This is a genomic window from Paenibacillus lacisediminis (assembly GCF_046567315.2).
This window is the reverse complement of record NZ_JBKIAX020000032.1, coordinates 13,519-34,373: the sequence shown is the minus strand read 5'-3', so window position 1 is coordinate 34,373 and position 20,855 is coordinate 13,519. Positions and strand designations below refer to the sequence as shown.

The following is a 20,855-nucleotide window of genomic DNA, read 5'->3' as shown; positions in this document are numbered from 1 at the left end:
CGCTCCTTTTCCGTTTAAGGTAGTTCAAAAAGTCCGGTTTTGATCACGAAGCAGCTCAAGAAGCGGACTCGACATCGAATCTTGAATTCAGCCGGGTGGGGCATATGCTTCCGAAGCATGTTTCCTACGGAAACATTTCAGTTGCTCACGTACCCAAAACGTACGCTCCGCTCCTTTCGTCCCTAGCTTCATCCGACCTACAGCGTTTTGAAAAAACGCACTTCGGAAGCATACGCTTCGGTGCTGAAAACCGAACTTTTTGAACACGCACTATATTTGAACACGCATTATAAATGTTGATTTACCGGCCGGAGGCTGTGGAAGCAGATTGTACCGCTTTTTCGGCAAACTTGTTGTCGGCCAGCTTCTTAAGCTCCACCCGTTCGTTTAATTCCCCGGCGCTCTCCATCACATCGAGCAGGTTGTTCCAGGCATCCTCGGCCAAGGCCGGCGTTTCGGCATACGTTCCCTGCTCCAGATAACGCTTGACGGAGCTGGCCAAAATATCCTGATCCGTGTCTTTGAAAAAAGGCGCGATCGTTGCGGCCGTTTCCTCCGGCGTATGCTCCTGGACCCAGCGCTGCGCTTTATGGATCGCATTGGTGAATTTCTGCACCACTTCCGAGTTATCTTTGATAAAGCTTTGTTTGCTCATAAACACCGTGTAGGGCAGTTTGCCGCTTTCCGTACCGAAGGAGGCGACGACATGGCCTTTACCCTCCCGCTCGATGATGGAGGCCTGCGGCTCGAACAACTGGACGAACTGGCCGGTTCCCGAGATAAATGCAGCGGTGATGTTGGCGAAATCGATGTTTTGAATCAGCTCCAAATCCTGATGCGGGTCGATTCCTTGCTTACGCAGGGTAAACTCGCCGGCCATTTGCGGCATCCCGCCTTTCCGCTGGCCGAGAAAGACACTTCCCTTCAATTTATCCCAGTCGAATTCGCCGGGATCTTCTCTGGACACAAGGAAAGTTCCGTCCGTTTGCGTCAGCTGGGCAAAATTGATCACCGGATCATCCGAACCCTGTTGATAGACGTAAATCGACGTTTCTGCCCCGACCAATGCTACATCCACGGCCCCAGACAGCAGCGCGGTCATCGTTTTATCTCCGCCCGAAGTTGTCTGCAGTTCCACATCGAGCCCTTCTTCCTTGAAAAAACCTTTTTCAAAGGCAACGTATTGAGGGGCATAAAAAACGGAACGGGTCACTTCCCCGACCTTTACCTTTTGAGTTTGGCCGCCATGACCGCAGCCGCTTAAAGCCGCGCCAAGCAGCAGCACGATGGCCAGCCATAATGCCATACGGCGCTTCATCATCACGTTCACACTCCTTCCAACTTGCCGGATACTTAATAGTATGCTAATGCCCAGCAAAAGGTTAAGGAGCAGGATGACCCCCGGGACTTGATTGGAAAAAATCCAATTAGATTGCGGGAATTCGGCCGAAATTTTGAGTTCTCATTGGAGAATATCCAATAGATTTCGCTCAAATCGCCCGTTTTGGGTCTTTCCAATCCACATCTATTGGAAAAAATCCAATCAGGCGGCTGTATTTGCCAACGATTTTCCATTTCTAATGGATATATCCAATCGGCAAAAAACCCCCAACCGCAAATGGACTGGAGGTTTCGCCACTATGAAATTGAAGGTTTTACCACTATAATTGGTGGTTTGCACGTCCGGCTACCGGCCGTTTACAGCCCGTAGATGCTTTTGAATTTTTGTTCCAGGTAATCGGCCAAATATTCCGGATTCAAGTCTTCCCCGGTCACCGCCTTGATGATTTCCGCCGGTTTGCGGCTTTTGCCGTATTTATAGATTTTGTCGGTCAGCCATTCCTTGACCGGCTGGAAGTTGCCGGCCTCCACCAGAGCGTCAAGCTGCGGGATTTCCTGGCGCAACGTGTTGGCGATTTGAGCGGCGTACATGTTGCCGAGCGCATAGGAAGGGAAGTAGCCGAACAGCCCGCCGGACCAATGCACATCCTGCAGCACGCCGACCCCGTCGTCCGGCGGCGTCAAGCCAAGGTACGATTGATATTTCTCATTCCATACTTTAGGCAGTTCGCTGACCGGCAGCCCTTCATTAAAGAGCATCTTCTCGATCTCATAGCGAATGATGATGTGCAGATTGTAGGTCAGTTCATCCGCTTCGATCCGGATCAGCGAATTCTCCGCGCGGTTTACCGCCCGGAAAAATGCCTCCGCGGTCACGTCTTTAAGCTGCTCGGGAAAATGCTGCTGCAAATCGCCGAAATAACGGTTCCAGAATGGCTGGCTGCGGCCGATGAAGTTTTCCCAGAACCGGGATTGCGATTCGTGAATGCCCATCGACGTTCCCTGGCCAAGCGGGGTTTCGGCGAGCTCATCAGCCACGTTTTGTTCGTATAACGCGTGTCCGCCTTCGTGCAGCGAGCTGAAAATCGCGCTGGCCACGTCATTCTGCTTGTAATTCGTCGTAATCCGTACATCGCCGTGGTTGATCGTCGTTTCAAACGGATGCACCGTTTCGTCGACCCGGCCCGCTTCGAAATCGTAGCCGATTTGCTCCAGCAGGAACAAGCTGAACTTCTCCTGCTGCCTTACGTCATACTGCTCCTTCAGGAACGCGGACTCCAGCTTGTTCGGCGCGTTCGTCACCGCTTCGACAAGCGGCACGAGCCGGTCGCGCAGCTGTCCGAACACTTGGTCCAGCTTCTCCACGGTCAAATCCGGTTCATACATATGTAGCAGCGTATCGTAACGAGTCGCTTTCGGTCCCCAATAGTCGATGAATTCCTGGGTTTTCTCTACGATTTGGGTTAAGTAAGGCGCGAAGCCCGGAAAATCGGCATTTTCCTTGAAATCCTCCCACAGCGTTTCAGCGTGCGCCGTCAGTTCGGTATAAGCCTGGAACTTTTCCGGCGGAATTTTAACGCTCCGGTCATAATCCTCTTTCACGTCCAGAACCATGCGCCGCTGGGTATCGTCCAATTCGTCCAGAACCGCCGGTTGGCTTAAAAAGCCAAGGTACTCGCCCATTTCCGGCGAGATCCCCATTTTGAACGCTTCCGTCGACAACAGTCCGATCGATCTCGCGCGGGTTTCCGCCCCTTTTCTCGGCGCGCCGGTGCGCAAATCCCAGTTCATCAGTGCGACCGCTTCATGATAGCTCTGAATTTTTTCCAGAAGTAAGCGAAAAAGCTCCCACTTTGCTGCCGTTTCCTGTTTCATGGCAATCCCCACCTCTACTCTGAATTAACTGCTACTCTTGATGATACTTTTAACAAAACGTATAATCAAATTTTAAGGCGGGTTTGTATAAATTGTTTTTGAGATATTTGACTTCCAGATTAAAAGGAGGGGCTTAGGCGCGATGAAAGTGACTCTAAATCCGGCCGCGAAAAAGCTTATTTCGGCGTCCCTGGGCGAAACACCGGGCATGCTGCGCATCGTGTACGATACGGAAAACTGCGGATGCGGCATGAGCGGGGTTCCCGCTTTGCAGCTCGTTTCCAAACCAGGTGATTATGATATCCCTATGGAAAACGAGGTTTATCCGTTTTGGATCGACCGGATGCAGGCTGTTTTTTTTGAAGAAGAGCTGACCTTAAGCGGCGAGGAAACGACCGGAACCTTCCGGCTTGACGGCAAATCGCAATTTTACAAATCGAATATTCGCCTAATCGACCAGCGGTAATCTAAAGTTTATTTAAGGAGGCGTGTCCAATGACTCAACTTGACACCATATTGGAGTTTAACCGGCAATTTGTAGCAGACAAAGAATACGAAAAATATATGACGGGCAAATTCCCCGAGAAAAAAATGGCCATCGTCACTTGTATGGATACACGTCTCGTGGAGCTGCTTCCGAAAGCGATGAACCTGCGCAACGGCGATGTCAAGCTGATCAAAAACGCGGGGGCGCTGATTTCCCATCCCTTCGGCAGCGTGATGCGCAGCTTGCTGGTCGCGATTTACGAACTGCACGCGCAAGAAGTTTACATCGTGGGGCACACCGGATGCGGGATGGCGTCGCTCAATGCGGACCGCATGATCGGATCGATGCGCGAACGCGGCATTTCCGAAGACGTGCTGAATACGCTGGAAAATTCCGGCATCAAGCTGAACAACTGGCTGCGCGGCGTTGACAATGAGAAGGAAGGCGTCATTCAAACCGTCGACCTGGTCAAAAAACATCCACTTCTCCCCGCCGGCATTCCCGTTCACGGGATGCTGATCGACTCGACGACGGGTGAACTGGAAGTCATCGTCAACGGCTACGAAGAGTAGTAGGAATATAAGGATCACATCGAAGTGTACGAAGCGGAAAGGGTGTTAATACAAATGAATTATCAGTTCGACGAACGCACGCAACGCAAAGGAACCTGTTGCGAGAAATGGGATCTCGGCAAACAGCTGTTCGGCGATCCCGACGTGCTTCCCCTGTGGGTGGCCGATATGGATTTCAAATGTCCGCCGGCGGTGATCGACGCGGTTACCGAGCGGGCCAAGCTTGGAATCTATGGATATACGTTTAGACCTCAGGAATATCTGGAGGCGATTATCGGCTGGTTTGGCAGACGGCACGGGTGGCAGCTGAACGCTTCCTGGATCACCAATACTCCCGGGGTCGTTCCTGCGCTAAGCGTGGCTGTCCAGTCGCTGACGGAACCGGGGGACAGCGTTATTTTGCAGCCTCCGGTTTATAACCCCTTTTTCGATGTGATCGTGAAGAACGGTCGCAAGGTGGCCGAAAATCCGCTGGTTTTGGAGGACGGCACCTACCGGATGGATTACGGGCATCTGGAAAGCTTGATGCAGCAGGGTGCCAAGCTGATGCTGCTCTGCAACCCGCACAATCCCGGCGGACGAGTCTGGAAGAAAGCGGAATTGGAACGATTGGGAGAGCTATGCGATCGGTACGGGGTAAAGGTCGTTTCGGATGAAATCCATTGCGATCTCGTGTTCCGCGGCAACCGCCATTATCCGTTCGCCTCGTTGTCGCCGGAGCATGCGGACATGACCATCACTTGCCTGGCGCCGTCCAAAACGTTTAACATTCCCGGACTGGCCAGCTCGTTCACCGTCATTTCCAACCCGCAGCTGCGGCAAAAATTTACCGACCGGATCGATGCCTTGGCCATCGGGGCGGTGAATTATTTCGGCCCTTCGGCCACGATCGCCGCGTATAATGAAAGCGAAGATTGGCTGGAAGCGGTGCTGGAGTACATCGGCGCCAACCGGGATTTTGCGGTCGGCTTCTTGGCCGAGCGTCTGCCGATGCTGGCCCCGGTCCGCTCGGAGGGGACCTACCTGCTCTGGCTCGACTGCCGTGCTTTGGGAGTTGACGGAGCCGCCTTGAAACGGCTGATGTACAGGGAGGCTAAAGTCGCTTTTACCGAAGGCTCCGTCTACGGGCAAAGCGGCGAAGGTTTCCTGCGCATCAACCTTGCCTGCCCGCGCGAGCTGCTGACCGAAGCGCTGGAACGGTTCGCCGCGGCAGTGGCGGCGCAAACGAAATAAATGTCACTAGAAGAACCTGGCCCAGCCGCCAGGTTCTTTATGCGATCCGCGATGATCCGCGATATTGCCTGCGAAGGGGGAACGCTTTTATGCCAACGCAAATCCATACGCTTTTTCGCCCCAATCAAGCCAACGGAAGAGATCCGGCTTACCGGTACCGGGAGCTCCCTCCTTCCCTGATGCTGGCTCCGTTCGTTTCATGTTATTGGCAGAGCGAACCTGCTGGCGAAGGAGACTCCATGCGGGAACATCAAGTTCAAGATTTGCGGTTAAACTTAAACCAGGCACTTCCGCACAAGGAAAGAGCGATTGACCGGGTAATCCCGGACGGCTGCAGCGATATTTTATTTTCCCATGATCTCAAGCGGAATCGCTATAGCGTGTTGTATTGCGGATGGTCGGATCGGGACGAGCCCTAAAAAGTTCAGTGAAATCGTGCGTTTTCAGGCGGTGGTTCAGTCCATCCGGAATCGCCCCGAAATGGACGGACCATCCCTCGCTTTCAAGCACGGTTATTTTGATCAAGCGCATATGATCCGTGAGTTTAAGCGATATTACGGCTGTGCTCCGGTGACGGCGGCCCGGGAGTTCGGCGGCATGTCCGATTTTTACAATCCCCTCCCCCGTGCGGCCGACTAAAATAAAAATAGAGCAAGCACATCCATATATACAAGGAGGCTCAATTCCTATGAAACCGCGTATTACAGTCATTACGATCGGCGTGGATGACCTGGAAAAATCGCTGAAGTTTTATCGCGACGGTCTGGGATTCCCGACCGAAGGCATTGTCGGACAAGAGTTCGAGCATGGCGCCGTGGCGTTTTTCGACCTGGAGTCGGGGGTCCGGCTCGCCCTGTTCAGCCGCAAAAATCTGGCCCATGATGCGCAGATTCCCCAAACTGCAGCCAGTCCTTCTGAATTTTCGCTGGGCCACAATGTAAGCAGCAAGGAAGAGGTGGACCGGGTCATGAAGGAAGCCGAACAGGCCGGCGCCACCATCACCGTGCCGGCGCACGACACGTTTTGGGGCGGCTATTCGGGTTATTTCCAGGACCCCGACGGCCATCTGTGGGAAGTTGTCTGGAATCCGGCTTGGGAGAATTAAGGAAGTCCGTCCCAATGACCTCATTTGAAGCCAAATCACGACTGGTGAGTCCGTTAGAGCGGGAAATATCCGGGAAATGGACGATTAAGGGTCCTTCAGTTCCGTCAGCTAAGGTTTACACGAAAGCACGAAGCCGGATTCGGTTAAGGCCTTCAGCCGAGTTTATTGTTTTTCATGGGAAGAAAGACGGCCCAATGGGATCAACTGCAAAAGTGCATTCTATTTTCCCTAAATTACTACTTTAGCGTGATTGAAATGCAAATGTGCATCTCATTTTGGGCTATATGATAAAAAAGTAACTTTTAGCCGAAATGAACTGCACTTTTGCATTTGACCCACCGGTTTATGGGAGTTTCGACAAAAATCGCCTGCACTTTTGCATTTCGTGGGAGGTTTCCCGCTCTTCCTTATATCGCAACGTAGCCCTTACACCCCGGTCCACACATCCTTGGCGTACCGCCCATCAGCGGTCAAGCTCTCCAGCCAAGCCTTCGCTGCTTGCTCTCCGGTTCCCTGTACTTTCTGATAGGACTGGAGCAGGCGGGCTTCCACATCCGGCGCCATGCGGCTGCCGTCCCCGCAAATATACAGATGTCCGCCACTCGCCAGCAAGGATATCACTTCCTCGGCATTTTGCTCGATCAGGTCCTGAACATACGCTTTCGGGACGCCTTCTTTCCGGGAAAACGCGGTATACAGCGAAACGATCCCGTCCCGCACATAACCTTCCAGCTCATCCCGATAAATAAAGTCCGCCTCGTTCCGGCAGCCGAAAAACAACATGGCGCGGCCAAGCTGCCCCCCTTCCCGCTTCAGCACCGAACGCGCTTGAAGGAAACCGCGGAACGGCGCCAGCCCGGTTCCCGGCCCGACCATAATGATCGGCGTTCCGGGGTCATCCGGCAACCGGAACCCGGAAGCCGGCGTCCGGATAAACATCACGACGTGGTCCCCCGGTGTGGATTCCGCCAAATAATTGGACGCAACTCCGCGGTATTCGCCCTGCCCGCTCCACGCCGGCCCGCGGACGACTCCTACAGTGATGCTTGCCGTTTCCGGAGAAATTTTCGGCGAACTGGAGATTGAGTAATATCTCGGCTTGAGCGGAGGCAACAGTTCCATAAAGCGTTCGAACGGAATTTCACACGCTTCGTATTTTTCCAGCAAATCGAGCATCGTGACATGGCGTTTGACGATTTGCGCCGTGTAGTTCTCCCCTTCGAGCAATTGCTCGAGTTCGCGTTTATGGGGCGGGCATCCCGTATAAGACGCCAGCTCGCGAATTTGCGCCCGGGTTGCCGGCTCCTGAAGCTCCACGCAATGCGCCAGAAGATCGCCCAGGTTCACCGGCCGGTCCAAAGGCAGATGGGCCGCGCTGAATCCGCTGGCCGTCATGATCACTTGGTCGGCCCCGCTTAAACCGAACCGCTTCAGAATCCGGCCGATTTGAACGCCGCTGTTCTCCGGGAGCACGCCCAGATGATCGCCTTCGTCGTAGCCGAGCCCTTCCGGCAGGGACAACTCGATCTGCCGGGTGCTGCGTTCACTGCCTGCGGCCTGCAGTTCCCGGTTCAGCGTTACTGCGGCGGAAACCGCTTCGTAGGACTGCACCAGCGGCGAGTCCGCCAAATCGCTTACGAACCGGATGCTTAACGTGCTGCGCTCTCTTTCGGCGTTCGGATTCAAAGCGATTCCGAAAAAGTCCATGGCCTCGCTCCACATCCGCGACTCCCACGCTTCGCGCTGCTGCTCGAAATCGCCGCTGGCGTCGGCTTCGCCGCGCGCCGAAAAACGTTTCGCCCCCTTGCGCTCCATTTGCTCGTCGATAAACTTCGGCACATGCTGGTATGTGCTCGCCCAGTTGCGGTCGCCGCAGCCAAACACCGTATAATTGACGCCCGCAAGGCCCCCTGGTTCCACTTCCTCCAGCCATTCCACAAACTGTCTGGCGTTCGCGGGGGGGTTGCCGTTATACGAGGAGGCCACGATGATGACCGCCCCTTCCTTCGGCAGATTCCCGACGCGCTCGTTTAAAGGCTGAGTTTCGCTGCGGACCCCGTGCAAGCGCGCTAGATCGGCCAGCTCCCGGGCGATTCCTTCCGCCGTTCCCATATCCGAACCGTAGAGAACGAGCAGCGGACGGTCGTTGACCCCCACCAGCACCGCCGGCCGGGGCGTTTCCGCTTGCTGCTTTTGAACCGGTCCTTTGCCGTCTTCCTTGACGGGAAGCACATTCCCCGTAAGGTTGCCCGCGGCCGGACGCGGGCCTACCCGAATTGTGAAGCCGTCGGGCTTTAATGTTAAAGTCTGTTTGACCTTAAGCTGATAATTCGTATGATCGATGAGCTCAAACCGCTGCAGAATCATTCCGAGGACAAGCGCTGCTTCGTGCAGGGCAAATTGCCGGCCGATGCAGGCCCGCTGTCCGTTCCCGAACGGTTTATAGGCATCATGCGGGATTTTTTTCGGATCTTCGAACCGCTCCGGGCGGAATTGTTCGGCGTCCTCTCCCCAAGCCTCCTTGTCACGGTGCAGCTTCGGCAGGATGACCGCGACCGTCTCGCCCTTCTTGATCGCATATTTGCCGCCGATAACCGTATCCTCCTTGGCAAACAGACCGATTTGCGGGGCTGTCGGCCACAGGCGCAGCGACTCGTCCAAAATCATGCGGATATAGTTCAGCTTCCGCACCTGCTCGTAGCTGGGGGCGGGATCCGTTAAAACTTGATCCACCTCTTCATAGGCTTTCTTCAGCACATCCGGATTTTTCAGCAGATAATAGATCGTAAACGACAGCAAGCCGCTTGTCGTCTCATGCCCGGCGATGAGGAAAGTGATGATCTGAAAGCGGATGTTTTCGTCATCCAGCAGTTCCCCGGTTTCCGGATCGGCCGCGCTGAGCATCCGGGCGAGCAGATCGGTGCCGCCCTGCTCCCCGCTCGCCTTGCGCTCGGCAATGATGCGGTCGACCAGGGAAAACATCGATTGGATGTCGCGCTCGTATTGGCGTTTTTTCTTCACCATCAATTTGTTTTGGATCGGCAGCCGGCTCGAATAATGCATCGCTTCGTCGAGCGCTCTCACCAAGCTGACGATAAACGGATTCGGCGTTTCCCGGTAGAAGCTGTTGAACCGGTAATCGAATCCGCATAAACCGATCGTATCCAGCGTAAGCCTAGTCATATCCTCCGGTACTTTGATGCTGTCGCCGGGGTTCAGCCGGGCCCATTTTTGCACGAGCTGCAGGGCGATATCGACCATACGTGCATGGTACCCTTTCATCGCCGCCTGGCTAAAGGAAGGGATGAGAATATGATGCGCTTTGGCCCAATTTGGCTCCTTCGTCAGGCTCGTAAACAGGCCATCGCCGGCAAAATCGCGCACTTTCATTAAATGGCCGATGCTTTTGTCAAAACGCGATTCATCGCACACCTCAGCCACAAGTTTATGCCCGGATACGGCGATAAAGGACCGGCCCAATATCTCGAACCGGTAAATCGGCCCGAACTCGTCGGCCAGTTTGGCAAAGGATAAAGTAGGCAAATCTTTATCGATCAAAGGCAGGTTGCCAAGCGCCCCATACTTTTTGGGCTGAGGAATCGGTTCTAGTTGCTGATCCATCGGGAACGAACACTCCTTTTTGCTTTGGGATTGCCGGAAACTATTCATTTTGAACAACCTCTTTTAGGTTGATAAATTTCCCATTTTATTATTCAGCAAGAAAGGTGTCCAATAGAGATTAGCGGTTGAAGCCCGTTGCAATAATATCGGTGCGTGTGGCTTACGACTCTGGGGGCCCTACCTTCCGTACGCCCTCGCGGCTTCTTCTACAATCGCCTTGACGCCCGTATCGATTTGCGCCAGCGGTACCCGGGAAACGCTGATCCGCAAAAATTTCTCCCTCGCCAGATAGTCCGCCAAATAAAACGCTTTGCTGGGCAGTACCAGGATATTTCTGGCCGCCAGCCACTCCGTCAAACGTTCCAAATTGACCTGCTGAGGCAGCCGCAGCTGGGCGAACATGCCCGAGGAGACGTCCGGAACCTGGACCAGTCCCGTTTCGGCATGCCGCCTGACCGCCTCCAACAACGTGTGAATCCGTTCGGAATACCGGTCGTATAAGGTTTGCTTGTGGCGTTCGTACATGCCGTTTTTGATATACACCTCGAGCGCGGCTTGGGACAAAAGAGAGGTGTCGCCGTAATTTTTATAGGCTCGGAACCGTTCCAGAAGCCCGCTCGGCAGTACCGCGACGCCCAATCGCAGCCCGGGAAAAACGACCTTGGAAAAGCTTTTCAAATAAACGACGCGCGAGCCGCTGTCGTACGCATGGATCGGGTGATACCCCCGCTCATCTCCCAGGTCGGCCATATAGTCGTCCTCGACTACGTACACATCGTATTTTTCTGCCAATTTGGCGATAGCCTTTCTTTGTTCTGTGCTTAACGTCGTCCCCAGCGGGTTGTGATTGCGGGACATGGTGTAGAAAAATTTGATCCCGCCGCTCTTGAACCGCTCCTCCAGTTCGCTTAAATCGACCCCTGCCGCAGTACGTGCGATTCCTTGCACAGGGATGCCCTCCGCCGCAAGAAAGCGCAAATAAATATCGTAGCTTGGCTGCTCGACCAGGATGGCCGATTTCCCGTGCGGAAAAGGCATTTTCGCCAAAATTTCCAGCGCCTGCTGTACGCCGGAGGTCACCACGATCTGCTCCATTGTGGCGAACACCTGGTTGCTTGCCAGATGGGAAACCAGCGTTTGCCGCAGCTTCTCCATCCCCAGCGGATCTCCGTAAGTGAAAAGCTGGGCCTTGTACGTATCGATCGCTTTGTTGAGGCAGTGCTGGAAATCGAGATAGGGAAACAGGTCGATATCCGGCGACGCCGATGTAAAATCGATCGTGGTGCTATCGCCGCTTGTCCGTGCCGCAACAGAGTGCCCGACTACGTAAAACCCGCTTTGCGCCACGGAGTAGATCGCATGCCGCTTTTCCAGCTCCGCATAGGCCTTGATGATCGTGCTGGCGCTGCATTCATATTCCTGGGCGGCCTTGCGCACCGACGGAAGTTTTTGCCCCGGGCGATATCGGCCAGCGGATATTCTCCGTTCGATATCGGACAGGATCGACATGTATTTTTTCACGTTACCTCTCTCCTCTTCCTGCTGCTGGTGCCGGTTTGCCAAACTGTATCGGTACAGTTTTGAAAAATCGCGGTTTTTCAGATCGCTGATTCATTATACCATTGCTTCAGGATGACTGTTCGCGAACATGATCCAAACTAGAACATACAAAGGAGGTTGGCCGATATCGAACCCAAAAACCGAACTTTTGCTTATATTTGCGCCTTCGTCAACGCCGCGATCATCGGCTTCTCTTTTCTGTTTACGAAAATCGCCCTGGAAAATGCGAGTCCGGTCGATACGCTGGCGTTCCGCTTTGTCGTTTCGTTCGCGGCGATGTCGATTCCCGTTGCCCTGGGCCTGATCAAGCTTCGGTTTCGGGGCAAGCCGCTTTTCCCGGTATTTTTACTGGCCGCGTTCTATCCTGTAGGGTTCTTCCTGTTTCAAACGTTTGGCCTGCAGCACGCCACCTCTGCGGAGGGAGGCATAATGTACGCTTTTACACCGGTGTTGACGATGGTTATGGCCTTCGTCTTTTTGAAGGAAACGACGACCTTGGGCCAGAAGCTGGGGATCCTTCTCTCCGTATTTGGCGTTGTGTTCATTTTTGTGATGGGGAACGGCCCTATTAACTTCGGAAACATGGCAGGTCTGTTATTGCTGTTCTTCTCCGGTCTTGCGTTTGCCGGATACAGCGTGCTGGCCAGATCGCTGCTGAAGCTTTACGGTCCTTGGGAGATCAGCTATCTGACGCTCGGCATCGGCTGCGTAGTTTTTCTGGCCGTTTCGGTGACCCAGCACGCCTCTGCCGGAACGCTCGGGAACTGGCTTGCGCCGCTTGGAAGCGGCAGTTTTGTCCTGTCGGTCGGTTATCTTGGCGTGATGTCTTCGCTCGTCACTGCCTTATGTGCGAATTACGCCTTATCCAAGCTGGAAGCCTCGCAAGTGAGCGTCTTTTCCAACTTGTCGACCGTGGTGTCGATTGCGGCCGGAGCGATCGTTCTCGGAGAGAACGTAACCGTGTATCATGTGATCGGCTCGCTCCTGATCATCGCCGGCGTGACAGGGGCGAATCTCTTGAGCGCCAAAAGCAAGAGCGAAAAAAGCAAGGGCGGAATCAGCAAGGGTGGAAACAGCAAGACCGAGAACACCTAGGCCAAAAATAACAAGGGCGAAAACAACAAGTCCGAAAGCAACAAGTCCCAAAACAACAAGTCCGAAAAAGCCGCGGTTCGCTAGGAAGGCGAAGCAACTTAACCAATCTGCACCACCCGCTGGACTCTAACGGACACCAGCGCCGTTATTTCAGCGAAAACGGGGGCATTCGCGATGTAACGGACACCAGAGACCTTATTTGCCAGTTTGGCGCTCCTTTTCAGCCATTTTGGGGCAAATAAGAGCACTCATGTCCGTTAGAATTTCAAACTCCGTCTTTCCGGACAAATAAGGTCGCCACAGTCCGTTAGCGGGCCGGGGCTTGAATACTCCGGCATGATTATAAAAAAAATTTACAACTAAGGAGTGGATTTGATGACATCCGCGGTACAAGCCGACTTTTTTACCGTTTTGCGGGAACGCCATGCGGTCAAGCACTTTGATCCTGCACATAAGCTGAGCGAAAGCGAAATTACCTTTCTACTTGAAATGGCGGGGAGCGCCCCGTCGGCCTGGAATCTTCAACCCTGGAAATTTCTTGTGATCGCCGATCCAAGGCTTCAGGAGAAACTTCTCCCCATTGCGTACGGTCAGCGGCAGGTGGCGGAAGCTTCCGCCGTGATCGCCATCCTGGGGGACCTTGAGGCCCACCGTGACGCGGAAATGATTTTGAGCCGCGACGTGGCTGCCGGGCTAATGCCGGAAGAAGTCAGGGCAAACCTGATCGGTCAAATCGAAGCGGCCTATTTGAACAATCCGCAATTTCCCCGGGACGAAGCGATCCGCAACGCTTCCCTTACCTCCATGCAGCTGATGCTCGCCGCCAAAGCGATTGGGTACGACACCTGCCCGATGGGCGGATACGATCCCGCCGCATTGATCGAGGCGTTTGACATACCGTCACGTTATATCCCCGTGATGCTCGTCGCCATCGGGAAAGCGGCCCGCCCCTCCCGGCCTACCACCCGTTTGCCCGCCGAACAGACCGCCGTTTGGAACGGGTTTTGACCAGAAAAAGAAGCCCCTTGCCTGGGGGCTTCTTTTTAATGTCCGCCAAATGGGGTCTTGGCTAAGTTGCTTGGAGGTTCCTTTGTTTTCTAACCGGCCTCGGGTTACCATTTGTTTCCGATGGAGGAAGCGATGCCGATACCCTGTGCTTTTCCGGCAACCGCTACCCTGCTTCTGCGTGCGGGATCATACGGATTTGGACCGATCGCTTCAAGGCTTGCCCGATCCGGAGTGATCAGAACAACCTCCGCGTTGGCGTGGAGTGTTGCCGCATCTTCCATGGCTCCCGGAATCAACCCGTGACCTTCCGGCATGGGGGCCAAAATTACAATTCGCCTATAGCCCTCCGCCTCGCGTGCATTGGTGGTCGACACCATTCCCCCATCCATCCACCACTTGCCGTTGATCCGCACCATCGGCCATATCCCCGGAACCGCGCCGCTTGCCGATACCGCGTCAATGAGAGGAATCCCTGATGCCCGGTCGAACAGGTGAAGCTGTCCCGTTTCCACTTCCATCGCGGTTACCCGCAGTTTTTCGGGCCAGTCCGTTGTGACAAGCCTTGCCAGGACTGCGGAACGACGTACGGCGGCAGACACTGGTTCAGGATTACTCTTGGCGATGTCGCCGAAGGCGGCCCCAATCCGCCGCGGGTCTTTCCCTCCTATGGAGAAGGCGTTCAACCAAGCTGTCATTAAGGATTCGGACGCCGCCGCCGAAACTTCCGAATCTGCAGGTTCATGCTGCTCGTTAAAGAGTTTATTCAGATCATATCCTGAGGCAAGCGCCACCCCTACGAAGGCCCCTGCTGACGTCCCAATGATCCGGTCGGCCTCTTGGAGGGCGACACCGGCTTCGAGCAAACCGGCCAGTATGCCGATCTCCCATGCCATACCGGTAATTCCACCGCCTCCTAATACGACTGCCCTTGATGCCGGATGCTCCATCTTTGCAATCATGGCCTGTGTCTCCTTTCTTTTGACGTGTATAATTTGGAAATCCTTGACTTGATTCTTATGGACATTCAAAGTATAAACTATAAAGTATACTTTAAGGTCAAGGGCTTATAAAGGAGAATCCCATGAAAATCCACGAGTTGGCACAAAAGGTAGGTATGACCGCAGCAGCGATCCGGTTTTACGAAAAGGAAGGGCTGCTGGATCACAGGCATGTCCGCCGTGCGGAAAATAATTATCGCGAATATTTTGAGGAAGCGGCAACGCATCTTCGGACAATCAAAAGTCTTCAATCTGCCGGATTTACACTTACCGAGCTCAGACAGTATACATTTGCGGAAGCAAAAAAACAGATTGATTTGCAAAGAATCATTGAAGTTACTCACCAAAGAATAATGGAGATCGATAGAAAAAAAGCGGAACTGGAACTGGCGCAAGCTCATTTGGAACGGATATTGGCGCACAAACTCCAGCTATTGACCAAACAAAAAGAGTTGCCCGAATAGCAGGCATTCGGACATCGATAACGCTGGACTCGCTTAAGGAGTCTCCTCCAGATAGCGTTTAAGCTCAGCAAGCATGTCTTCCCAGTGGCGTTTCATCAGCTCTCGGATAAAAACTTCCTCCAGCATTTCCTGGTGGATCGAAACGGTCGTTTTGCCGGTATTCGTCGACAGCACGTAAAGCTGCAGGCGGGAAAATTGCTCCCATTCCGGTCGTTTCCAGGTCAACCGCAGCTTTTGGTAAGGCTTGACCACCGATATTTTACCGGACACGCCTTCCTTTGACGCAAATTTATACCCTACCTCAAGTTTGAAAGACGGGACATCCCCGATCCATAGCGACAACCCTGCGGGAGTCGTGAGAAACTCCCAAACCTGTTCCTTCGGAGCGGCCAGCGTCCTTCTTACCCCGATCTGCACTCCCGCATCCTTGGTCGTTCCGACTGGGACTCGTCCCATCAGCGGAGCGTACATCGTGGCGATCCATTCACCCCACTCTTCCGACACGTGATGCTGCTGCTGAATTTCCTTTTTTATTCGTTCGTCTGACCAGCCCGGATCAATCGTACCTTCCAGCGCTGTGACCCAATCCTCCCATGATCTCCCCGTGGCCTTTCTGATTTCTTCCTTGAAAATAGAGCTTACCATCCGCTCACCCCCGATTTCGCAATCTTCTTATAGTATAAGGTTAATTGAATCGGTCAGCAAATGATCCGCTGACTCCAGTTTTCTTAGTCCACTATTGAATGGAATAATTGCAAATTGTACAGTTACTTATCCGCAAATGCTGCCATAGCGCTTTATTAAGTGTAAAACCTGCAATTACTCCGCTATCTTTCAAAGAAGAGATAATGAGAAGGGGAAGTTATTGTATGAAATGCAATTAAACGAATGATTGGGTAAATGGATGTAAAGTTAGTTGTATGATTTGCAATTAATGGTCAGAGCCAAGCCGGTCAAGCACGCTTTTGCCTGTCATCCGATCCGATCAGGTGAAATTAACAGGTTGAGTTATAATCTTCACTGATTCTGTAAAGATCCAAACCAAGATCCCCAGCAAGGGCCTCAGCAAACTTTCAGTATGTTTTCATATGGGCTTAAGGTAGGGCAATCATACTAGGCTTACAGCTAGACTTGTTCAACTAAGGAGGACATCCCATGGCAAACAATAAATGGACAAAGTGGTGTGTTGGGGTATCGAGCGCGGCGTTATTCGTCGGACTGATCGGCCTGAACGCAAGCCACAGCGACGCAGCAAATTCAGCCTCAGCCTCATCTTCATCTTCGTCTTCATCAACGGCGTCCGAATCTGCACAAAACAGCGACCAATTCACCTATGATCATCAAGGAACCGATCGGAGACCACGGTTTGAAGACTATAACGGTAATGGCGGCAGCGCCTCCCCCCGTACCAGTTACGAAAGCGGTGGCTCCGGATCCGGACCGCAATCCGATGAATTCAGCGGGATGAGATCCCACGCATCCTAAAGGAGGAAACGGCCATGCACAAATTTCGCGCGATGAATGCTTTCTTTTTCACGGCGGGTCTCCCTGAACTTTTCCGGCGCAGTGCCATGAACTGGTTTATTTACGTGGAAAACAAACTCAGCCGGTTTCGGCCCGATAGCGAGCTTTCGGCACTAAACCGGTCCAATGGGCAGCCTTTTACGGCTTCCTCTCTTCTATACAACGTCGTATCGGAAGCGAATTTACATTATCAGCAAACGGAAGGTTTATTCAGCCCTTATCTTGGCGCGGCGCTTTGCGAGCTGGGGTATTCCCGTTCCTTTGAAACTTTGACGGTGCCGAGCAAAACCGTAACGGCATCCTGCAACGCCGAAGGAATCGGCCCGCGTCCGGCCGGTCTGAACCAGGAATTGCAGCGGATTACGCTGGAACCGGGGATTTCCGTCGACCTTGGCGGGTTCGCCAAAGGATGGAGCGCACACCGCTTCGCTTTGAAGCTGCAGCAGCAGGCGATCTCTCCGGGAGCCATCGGCGCCGGTGGGGACATTTCGCTCTGGGGCACGCCCCGCGAAGGATGGCATATCGGAATCGCCGATCCGTGGCAAGAGGAGCGGGATATGCTGAAACTGCATCTGCACGGAACGCTGGGGATCGCGACAAGCAGTTCCTTGAAGCGGCAGTGGACGGATACGGACGGAAAAATCGTTCATCATATCATCGACCCGCGGCGCGGCACCCCTTCCGACTCGGATCTGGCGCAGGTCTCGGTGTTGGCGCCGAATTTGCCCGAAGCGGAGGTTTGCGCGAAATGCGTACTTATTTTGGGCGTAGAGGAAGGAACCCGATGGCTTCACGACCGCTATCCTTTAAGCGCCATGATCGGTGTCAAGCACGATCGGTCCATCGTCGTCAGCGGAACGCTGGACCACTACAACGCCGCGAAAGGAGACACCCCCTATGAGCTCATTTCTTGACGCTTTTAACGTATGGTCAACAACGCGTGCCGCGGGCTTAACCAGCTATCTTCTGATGTTTGTATCGGTAACGGCCGGATTGATGATGAGCCTCAAACTGGCAAAAGGCCGCACTAAGTCTTTCCTGTTGGCACTGCATGAATCCAGCGGCTGGTTTGGCTTTTTGTTCGGGTTGATCCATGGCGGCGTGCTGCTGTTCGACAAATATGTTGGCTACACACTCGCCAGCCTGCTGGTGCCGTTTACCGCAACTACACATCCCATCGTTACCGGGCTGGGGACGATCGCTTTTTATATCATCTTAATCCTAATTCTCACCTCCGACGGGATCAAAAAGATCGGCATAAAAGCGTGGCGGACGATCCACTTTCTTGCCTTTCCTGGTTTTTTCCTCGCCCTGTCTCATGGTCTGCTTATCGGGAAGGACACGCAGTACTTTTGGGCAAAGCTGATTTATCTCAGCACAGCGGCAATCGTCATCGGGCTTACGGTGGCCCGGGTTATACTGACTTTTCGCAAAAAAGGGAAAAACATCCGAATCATTACCCCTTAGACTGCCGAACATCACTAGGCCTCTGTACGAGCAGCAAAAAAGCTCCTGATCGGCTTCCGAGCCGCAGGAGCTTTTCTTGTGGGGCTTACCATTGCATCTACGACCTGACACATCGTTCTGATTGGATAAATCCAATAGAATGGAAATTCGATCAAAAGTACAGCAGCTTGGTTGAATATTTCCAATAGATTAAGCTCGCCGTCGGCAAAACAGGCGGTTTGTGCGAAATCAATTGGATTTTTCCAATGAGAAGTGGAGTATTTCACGAATATCTCTCGGACTCTGGCAAGCCTGCAGATTCAGTCCTTATCGCCCCGCCGTTGGTTCGGGAACGCAATCATGCACAACGTCCCCTGGCCAAGCCAGCTGTTGACTGCGATTTCTCCGCCATGCGCGAGAATGATTTGTCTGGCGATGGCCATTCCGAGCCCTGTACCGGAGCTGTCGGACGATGCACTTGTTCCCCGGAAGTACCGGTCGAACAAATGGTCCAACGTTTCCCGATCCATCCCCGCTCCATTGTCCTCGATGCCGATGCGAACCTGCCCGCCTGTCCCCCCCTCTTCATTGATCGTGATTTTTACGGTGGTACCGGGCGGATTATGCTTAATACAGTTGGCAATTACATTTTCCAAAGCGCGTTTCATATACCTCGAGTCCAGTGCAAGCGGAACCTGCTCCCCGTTCGTTTCGAACAAAAACACTTTACCCATGGATTCCGGTAAGCTTTGGAGTTGCTCCAAAGTATCTCTTGTCATCCTTACGAGATCGTTTGGTTCGAGCCGCAGCGGAAGCGAATCGTTTTTCAACTGGAAGGTCAGGCTGAAATCTTCGATCAGCCGCTCCATATATTCCACGCGCTCCCCCATAATGCGGGAAAAACCGCGCACCTGCGCCGGCTCCCAGTCGTATTCGGGAGATGATAGCAGTACGGTATATCCTTTGATTACGGACAAAGGGGTTTTCAAATCGTGCGAGACGCCCGACATCCATTCTTCCCGCGTTTTCTCCAATAATTCCCGCTCTTCCGTGTTTCTGCGCAAAGCGGAGGTTAGCCGGGAAAGCGCCTGCATCAATTCGTGAAACGTCCTATACTCGGCTCTTTTGCATAAGTATCCGTTTATAACGGATTTCCGCTGCTGCAAGGGCTCCTCGTATTTTCCTGCGGACAACCGTTCAATCCAGGAGACGATGTAGAGTAAGGGGGAGCCTAGCTGTCTGCCAAAATACAGGACGATTAAAACACCGACGGCCAGTATCGCCAAAATCCATAATATATTCAGCCCGTAAAGCAAGGGATTGCCATCCGCCAACGGCCTCCCTACCACCCAGGTCAGCTCGCTGCCGCCCGCCGCTCTGTACCAGGTGGAAAGCTGATACCCGTTTTTGCCCGGGTAAATATAATCGGAAACGAGCTTCCCGGGAATATAGTGATCTGGAATGCTTTCGGGTTTATTTACGGAATAAATCTCATCTCCCCGCTCGTTCAGGACCTGAAGCCACATATCGTTTCGGATGATATCCTCCCGGACATCAGGGGCAACCGTGAGGCGCCTTCCTTCAACCGCCGTATGCTCGGCGATCTCGCGAACCGACCATTGCGGGGCTGGCGCTTTGCCATAACCGAGAAAAAAGCTGAACAGCATCAAACTGCCCGCGATAAGCAACCCCCACACCAGCAGCAGCCAAAAAAGCCGCGAAACGAAGTAATAGGCGATTCGATTTTTCAGCTTCATGGCCTTTCCACGTCCGCCGGCGTTTCAAAAAGATAACCCCATCCGCGAACCGTCTTGATCCACCGGGGATTGCCCGGGTCCTCCTCGATCTTTTCCCTTAGGCGGCTGACATGCACCATCACCGTGCTGTCCCCGCCGTAGAATTCTCCCCATACATCTTTATAGATTTGATGCTTGCTTAAAATCCGGTTTGGATGCTCGCAAAAATAAAGCAGCAGCTTCAGCTCCTGAACCGGGCAGTTGATCCGTATCCCGTAAACGGTCAGTCTCCCGGTATTCGGATCTACCGCAAATGATCCGTAATCGTATACCTGTTTGCGCACCGGTTCAAGCGGCGGCCGAGCGGTGCGCCTCAGTTGGGCCTTGACGCGAGCGACCACTTCCAACGGATTAAAGGGCTTGGTAATATAATCGTCCCCGCCCAAGCCGAAGCCCTGCAGCTTATCCAAATCGGCCGTGCGCGCGGTAAGAAACAGGATGGGCGCATCCGTCTCCGCCCGGATCGTTCCGCACAGGGTAAAGCCGTCCATATCGGGCAGCATCACATCCAACAAAATCAGATCTGGCCGTTTTTGGCGCGTAACGGCAAGGGCCTCCGCTCCAGATGCGGCGGTCAGAATATGACGAAATCCTTCTTTTTCGAACACGGTGGTAAGTAAATTCAAAATATGCCGGTCGTCATCCACCAGCAGAAGGATATGTTCCTCCAGTCTATAAGCCACGCTTATCCTCCTCCCGCTTCTATTATAGATAAATTTCGATGGGGATT

At 53.4% G+C, this 20,855-nt stretch carries 20 protein-coding genes; 12 read left to right on the top strand and 8 right to left on the bottom strand.

Features of this window, described 5'->3' with window-relative positions; all coding sequences use genetic code 11:
• Window positions 1–301: 301 nt before the first annotated feature.
• Window positions 302–1,318, bottom strand: coding sequence for an ABC transporter substrate-binding protein (locus ACLD72_RS31900; RefSeq protein ID WP_411003535.1), 1,017 nt, complete (start codon window positions 1,316–1,318; stop codon window positions 302–304).
• Window positions 1,319–1,698: 380 nt separating this feature from the next.
• Entirely contained in the window at window positions 1,699–3,216 is a 1,518-nt protein-coding gene (locus tag ACLD72_RS31895; RefSeq protein WP_411003527.1) for a carboxypeptidase M32, read from the bottom strand.
• A gap of 142 nt (window positions 3,217–3,358) precedes the next feature.
• On the opposite strand from ACLD72_RS31895, the gene ACLD72_RS31890 reads away from it, so the two are divergent.
• From ACLD72_RS31890 to ACLD72_RS31865, 6 genes are all read left to right on the top strand, one after another.
• Window positions 3,359–3,682 carry an iron-sulfur cluster biosynthesis family protein gene (locus ACLD72_RS31890; RefSeq protein ID WP_411003526.1) on the top strand — a complete coding sequence of 108 codons (324 nt, stop codon included), beginning with the start codon at window positions 3,359–3,361 and terminating at the stop codon, window positions 3,680–3,682.
• 29 nt (window positions 3,683–3,711) lie between these two features.
• Window positions 3,712–4,275, top strand: coding sequence for a beta-class carbonic anhydrase (locus tag ACLD72_RS31885; RefSeq protein ID WP_411003525.1), 564 nt, complete (start codon window positions 3,712–3,714; stop codon window positions 4,273–4,275).
• 54 nt (window positions 4,276–4,329) lie between these two features.
• A complete protein-coding gene (locus ACLD72_RS31880; protein WP_411003524.1) occupies window positions 4,330–5,508 on the top strand; it encodes a MalY/PatB family protein in 1,179 nt (392 codons plus the stop codon).
• An 89-nt stretch (window positions 5,509–5,597) separates the two neighbouring features.
• Window positions 5,598–5,927, top strand: coding sequence for a hypothetical protein (locus ACLD72_RS31875; RefSeq protein ID WP_411003523.1), 330 nt, complete (start codon window positions 5,598–5,600; stop codon window positions 5,925–5,927).
• The gene (locus tag ACLD72_RS31870) at window positions 5,863–6,147 is read left to right on the top strand and encodes a helix-turn-helix domain-containing protein (protein WP_411003522.1); all 285 of its coding nucleotides are present in this window, start codon (window positions 5,863–5,865) and stop codon (window positions 6,145–6,147) included. Before ACLD72_RS31875 ends, ACLD72_RS31870 begins: the two co-directional genes overlap by 65 nt.
• Window positions 6,148–6,196: 49 nt before the next feature.
• Complete coding sequence (locus tag ACLD72_RS31865) at window positions 6,197–6,613, top strand: VOC family protein (protein ID WP_411003521.1); 417 nt, start codon at window positions 6,197–6,199, stop codon at window positions 6,611–6,613.
• Between the two features lie 426 nt (window positions 6,614–7,039).
• On the opposite strand, the gene ACLD72_RS31860 is transcribed toward ACLD72_RS31865, so the two are convergent.
• Entirely contained in the window at window positions 7,040–10,234 is a 3,195-nt protein-coding gene (locus tag ACLD72_RS31860; protein WP_411003520.1) for a bifunctional cytochrome P450/NADPH--P450 reductase, read from the bottom strand.
• A gap of 177 nt (window positions 10,235–10,411) precedes the next feature.
• A complete protein-coding gene (locus ACLD72_RS31855) occupies window positions 10,412–11,755 on the bottom strand; it encodes a PLP-dependent aminotransferase family protein (RefSeq protein ID WP_411003519.1) in 1,344 nt (447 codons plus the stop codon).
• 156 nt (window positions 11,756–11,911) lie between these two features.
• Between ACLD72_RS31855 and ACLD72_RS31850 the strand changes: the two genes are divergently transcribed.
• The gene (locus ACLD72_RS31850) at window positions 11,912–12,889 is read left to right on the top strand and encodes a DMT family transporter (protein ID WP_411003518.1); all 978 of its coding nucleotides are present in this window, start codon (window positions 11,912–11,914) and stop codon (window positions 12,887–12,889) included.
• A 375-nt stretch (window positions 12,890–13,264) separates the two neighbouring features.
• Complete coding sequence (locus tag ACLD72_RS31845; protein ID WP_411003517.1) at window positions 13,265–13,897, top strand: nitroreductase family protein; 633 nt, start codon at window positions 13,265–13,267, stop codon at window positions 13,895–13,897.
• Between the two features lie 104 nt (window positions 13,898–14,001).
• Here the strand turns inward: ACLD72_RS31845 and ACLD72_RS31840 are convergent, their stop codons facing one another.
• Window positions 14,002–14,856: a patatin-like phospholipase family protein gene (locus ACLD72_RS31840; RefSeq protein WP_411003516.1), complete on the bottom strand. Its 855-nt coding sequence runs from the start codon at window positions 14,854–14,856 to the stop codon at window positions 14,002–14,004.
• 122 nt (window positions 14,857–14,978) lie between these two features.
• Here ACLD72_RS31840 and ACLD72_RS31835 point away from each other — a divergent pair, with 122 nt between their 5' ends.
• A complete protein-coding gene (locus ACLD72_RS31835; protein WP_411003515.1) occupies window positions 14,979–15,359 on the top strand; it encodes a MerR family transcriptional regulator in 381 nt (126 codons plus the stop codon).
• Window positions 15,360–15,392: 33 nt separating this feature from the next.
• Here ACLD72_RS31835 and ACLD72_RS31830 read toward each other — a convergent pair whose 3' ends face one another.
• Window positions 15,393–16,004, bottom strand: coding sequence for an SRPBCC family protein (locus ACLD72_RS31830; RefSeq protein WP_411003514.1), 612 nt, complete (start codon window positions 16,002–16,004; stop codon window positions 15,393–15,395).
• 510 nt (window positions 16,005–16,514) lie between these two features.
• Here ACLD72_RS31830 and ACLD72_RS31825 point away from each other — a divergent pair.
• Genes ACLD72_RS31825 through ACLD72_RS31815 form a run of 3 tightly spaced genes read left to right on the top strand, consistent with a single transcriptional unit; the run spans window position 16,515 to window position 18,350 of the window.
• Window positions 16,515–16,844, top strand: coding sequence for a hypothetical protein (locus ACLD72_RS31825; RefSeq protein WP_411003513.1), 330 nt, complete (start codon window positions 16,515–16,517; stop codon window positions 16,842–16,844).
• Between the two features lie 14 nt (window positions 16,845–16,858).
• Window positions 16,859–17,797, top strand: coding sequence for an FAD:protein FMN transferase (locus ACLD72_RS31820; protein ID WP_411003512.1), 939 nt, complete (start codon window positions 16,859–16,861; stop codon window positions 17,795–17,797).
• A complete protein-coding gene (locus tag ACLD72_RS31815; protein ID WP_411003511.1) occupies window positions 17,781–18,350 on the top strand; it encodes a ferric reductase-like transmembrane domain-containing protein in 570 nt (189 codons plus the stop codon). The genes ACLD72_RS31820 and ACLD72_RS31815 overlap by 17 nt, the downstream gene beginning before the upstream one ends.
• Before the next feature lie 299 nt (window positions 18,351–18,649).
• On the opposite strand, the gene ACLD72_RS31810 is transcribed toward ACLD72_RS31815, so the two are convergent.
• Window positions 18,650–20,086, bottom strand: a complete 1,437-nt coding sequence (locus ACLD72_RS31810) for a sensor histidine kinase (RefSeq protein WP_411003510.1) — start codon at window positions 20,084–20,086, stop codon at window positions 18,650–18,652.
• Window positions 20,083–20,796 (bottom strand): response regulator transcription factor, encoded by a 714-nt coding sequence (locus tag ACLD72_RS31805; protein WP_411003534.1) that lies wholly within the window; start codon window positions 20,794–20,796, stop codon window positions 20,083–20,085. Before ACLD72_RS31805 ends, ACLD72_RS31810 begins: the two co-directional genes overlap by 4 nt.
• Window positions 20,797–20,855: the final 59 nt, after the last annotated feature.

Coding starts and splice junctions, on each gene's coding strand:
- ACLD72_RS31900 (WP_411003535.1), bottom strand. CDS start 1,318: ATGAAGCGCCGTATGGCATTATGGCTGGCCATCGTGCTGCTGCTTGGC.
- ACLD72_RS31895 (WP_411003527.1), bottom strand. CDS start 3,216: ATGAAACAGGAAACGGCAGCAAAGTGGGAGCTTTTTCGCTTACTTCTG.
- ACLD72_RS31890 (WP_411003526.1), top strand. CDS start 3,359: ATGAAAGTGACTCTAAATCCGGCCGCGAAAAAGCTTATTTCGGCGTCC.
- ACLD72_RS31885 (WP_411003525.1), top strand. CDS start 3,712: ATGACTCAACTTGACACCATATTGGAGTTTAACCGGCAATTTGTAGCA.
- ACLD72_RS31880 (WP_411003524.1), top strand. CDS start 4,330: ATGAATTATCAGTTCGACGAACGCACGCAACGCAAAGGAACCTGTTGC.
- ACLD72_RS31875 (WP_411003523.1), top strand. CDS start 5,598: ATGCCAACGCAAATCCATACGCTTTTTCGCCCCAATCAAGCCAACGGA.
- ACLD72_RS31870 (WP_411003522.1), top strand. CDS start 5,863: ATGATCTCAAGCGGAATCGCTATAGCGTGTTGTATTGCGGATGGTCGG.
- ACLD72_RS31865 (WP_411003521.1), top strand. CDS start 6,197: ATGAAACCGCGTATTACAGTCATTACGATCGGCGTGGATGACCTGGAA.
- ACLD72_RS31860 (WP_411003520.1), bottom strand. CDS start 10,234: ATGGATCAGCAACTAGAACCGATTCCTCAGCCCAAAAAGTATGGGGCG.
- ACLD72_RS31845 (WP_411003517.1), top strand. CDS start 13,265: ATGACATCCGCGGTACAAGCCGACTTTTTTACCGTTTTGCGGGAACGC.
- ACLD72_RS31840 (WP_411003516.1), bottom strand. CDS start 14,856: ATGATTGCAAAGATGGAGCATCCGGCATCAAGGGCAGTCGTATTAGGA.
- ACLD72_RS31835 (WP_411003515.1), top strand. CDS start 14,979: ATGAAAATCCACGAGTTGGCACAAAAGGTAGGTATGACCGCAGCAGCG.
- ACLD72_RS31830 (WP_411003514.1), bottom strand. CDS start 16,004: ATGGTAAGCTCTATTTTCAAGGAAGAAATCAGAAAGGCCACGGGGAGA.
- ACLD72_RS31825 (WP_411003513.1), top strand. CDS start 16,515: ATGGCAAACAATAAATGGACAAAGTGGTGTGTTGGGGTATCGAGCGCG.
- ACLD72_RS31820 (WP_411003512.1), top strand. CDS start 16,859: ATGCACAAATTTCGCGCGATGAATGCTTTCTTTTTCACGGCGGGTCTC.
- ACLD72_RS31815 (WP_411003511.1), top strand. CDS start 17,781: ATGAGCTCATTTCTTGACGCTTTTAACGTATGGTCAACAACGCGTGCC.
- ACLD72_RS31810 (WP_411003510.1), bottom strand. CDS start 20,086: ATGAAGCTGAAAAATCGAATCGCCTATTACTTCGTTTCGCGGCTTTTT.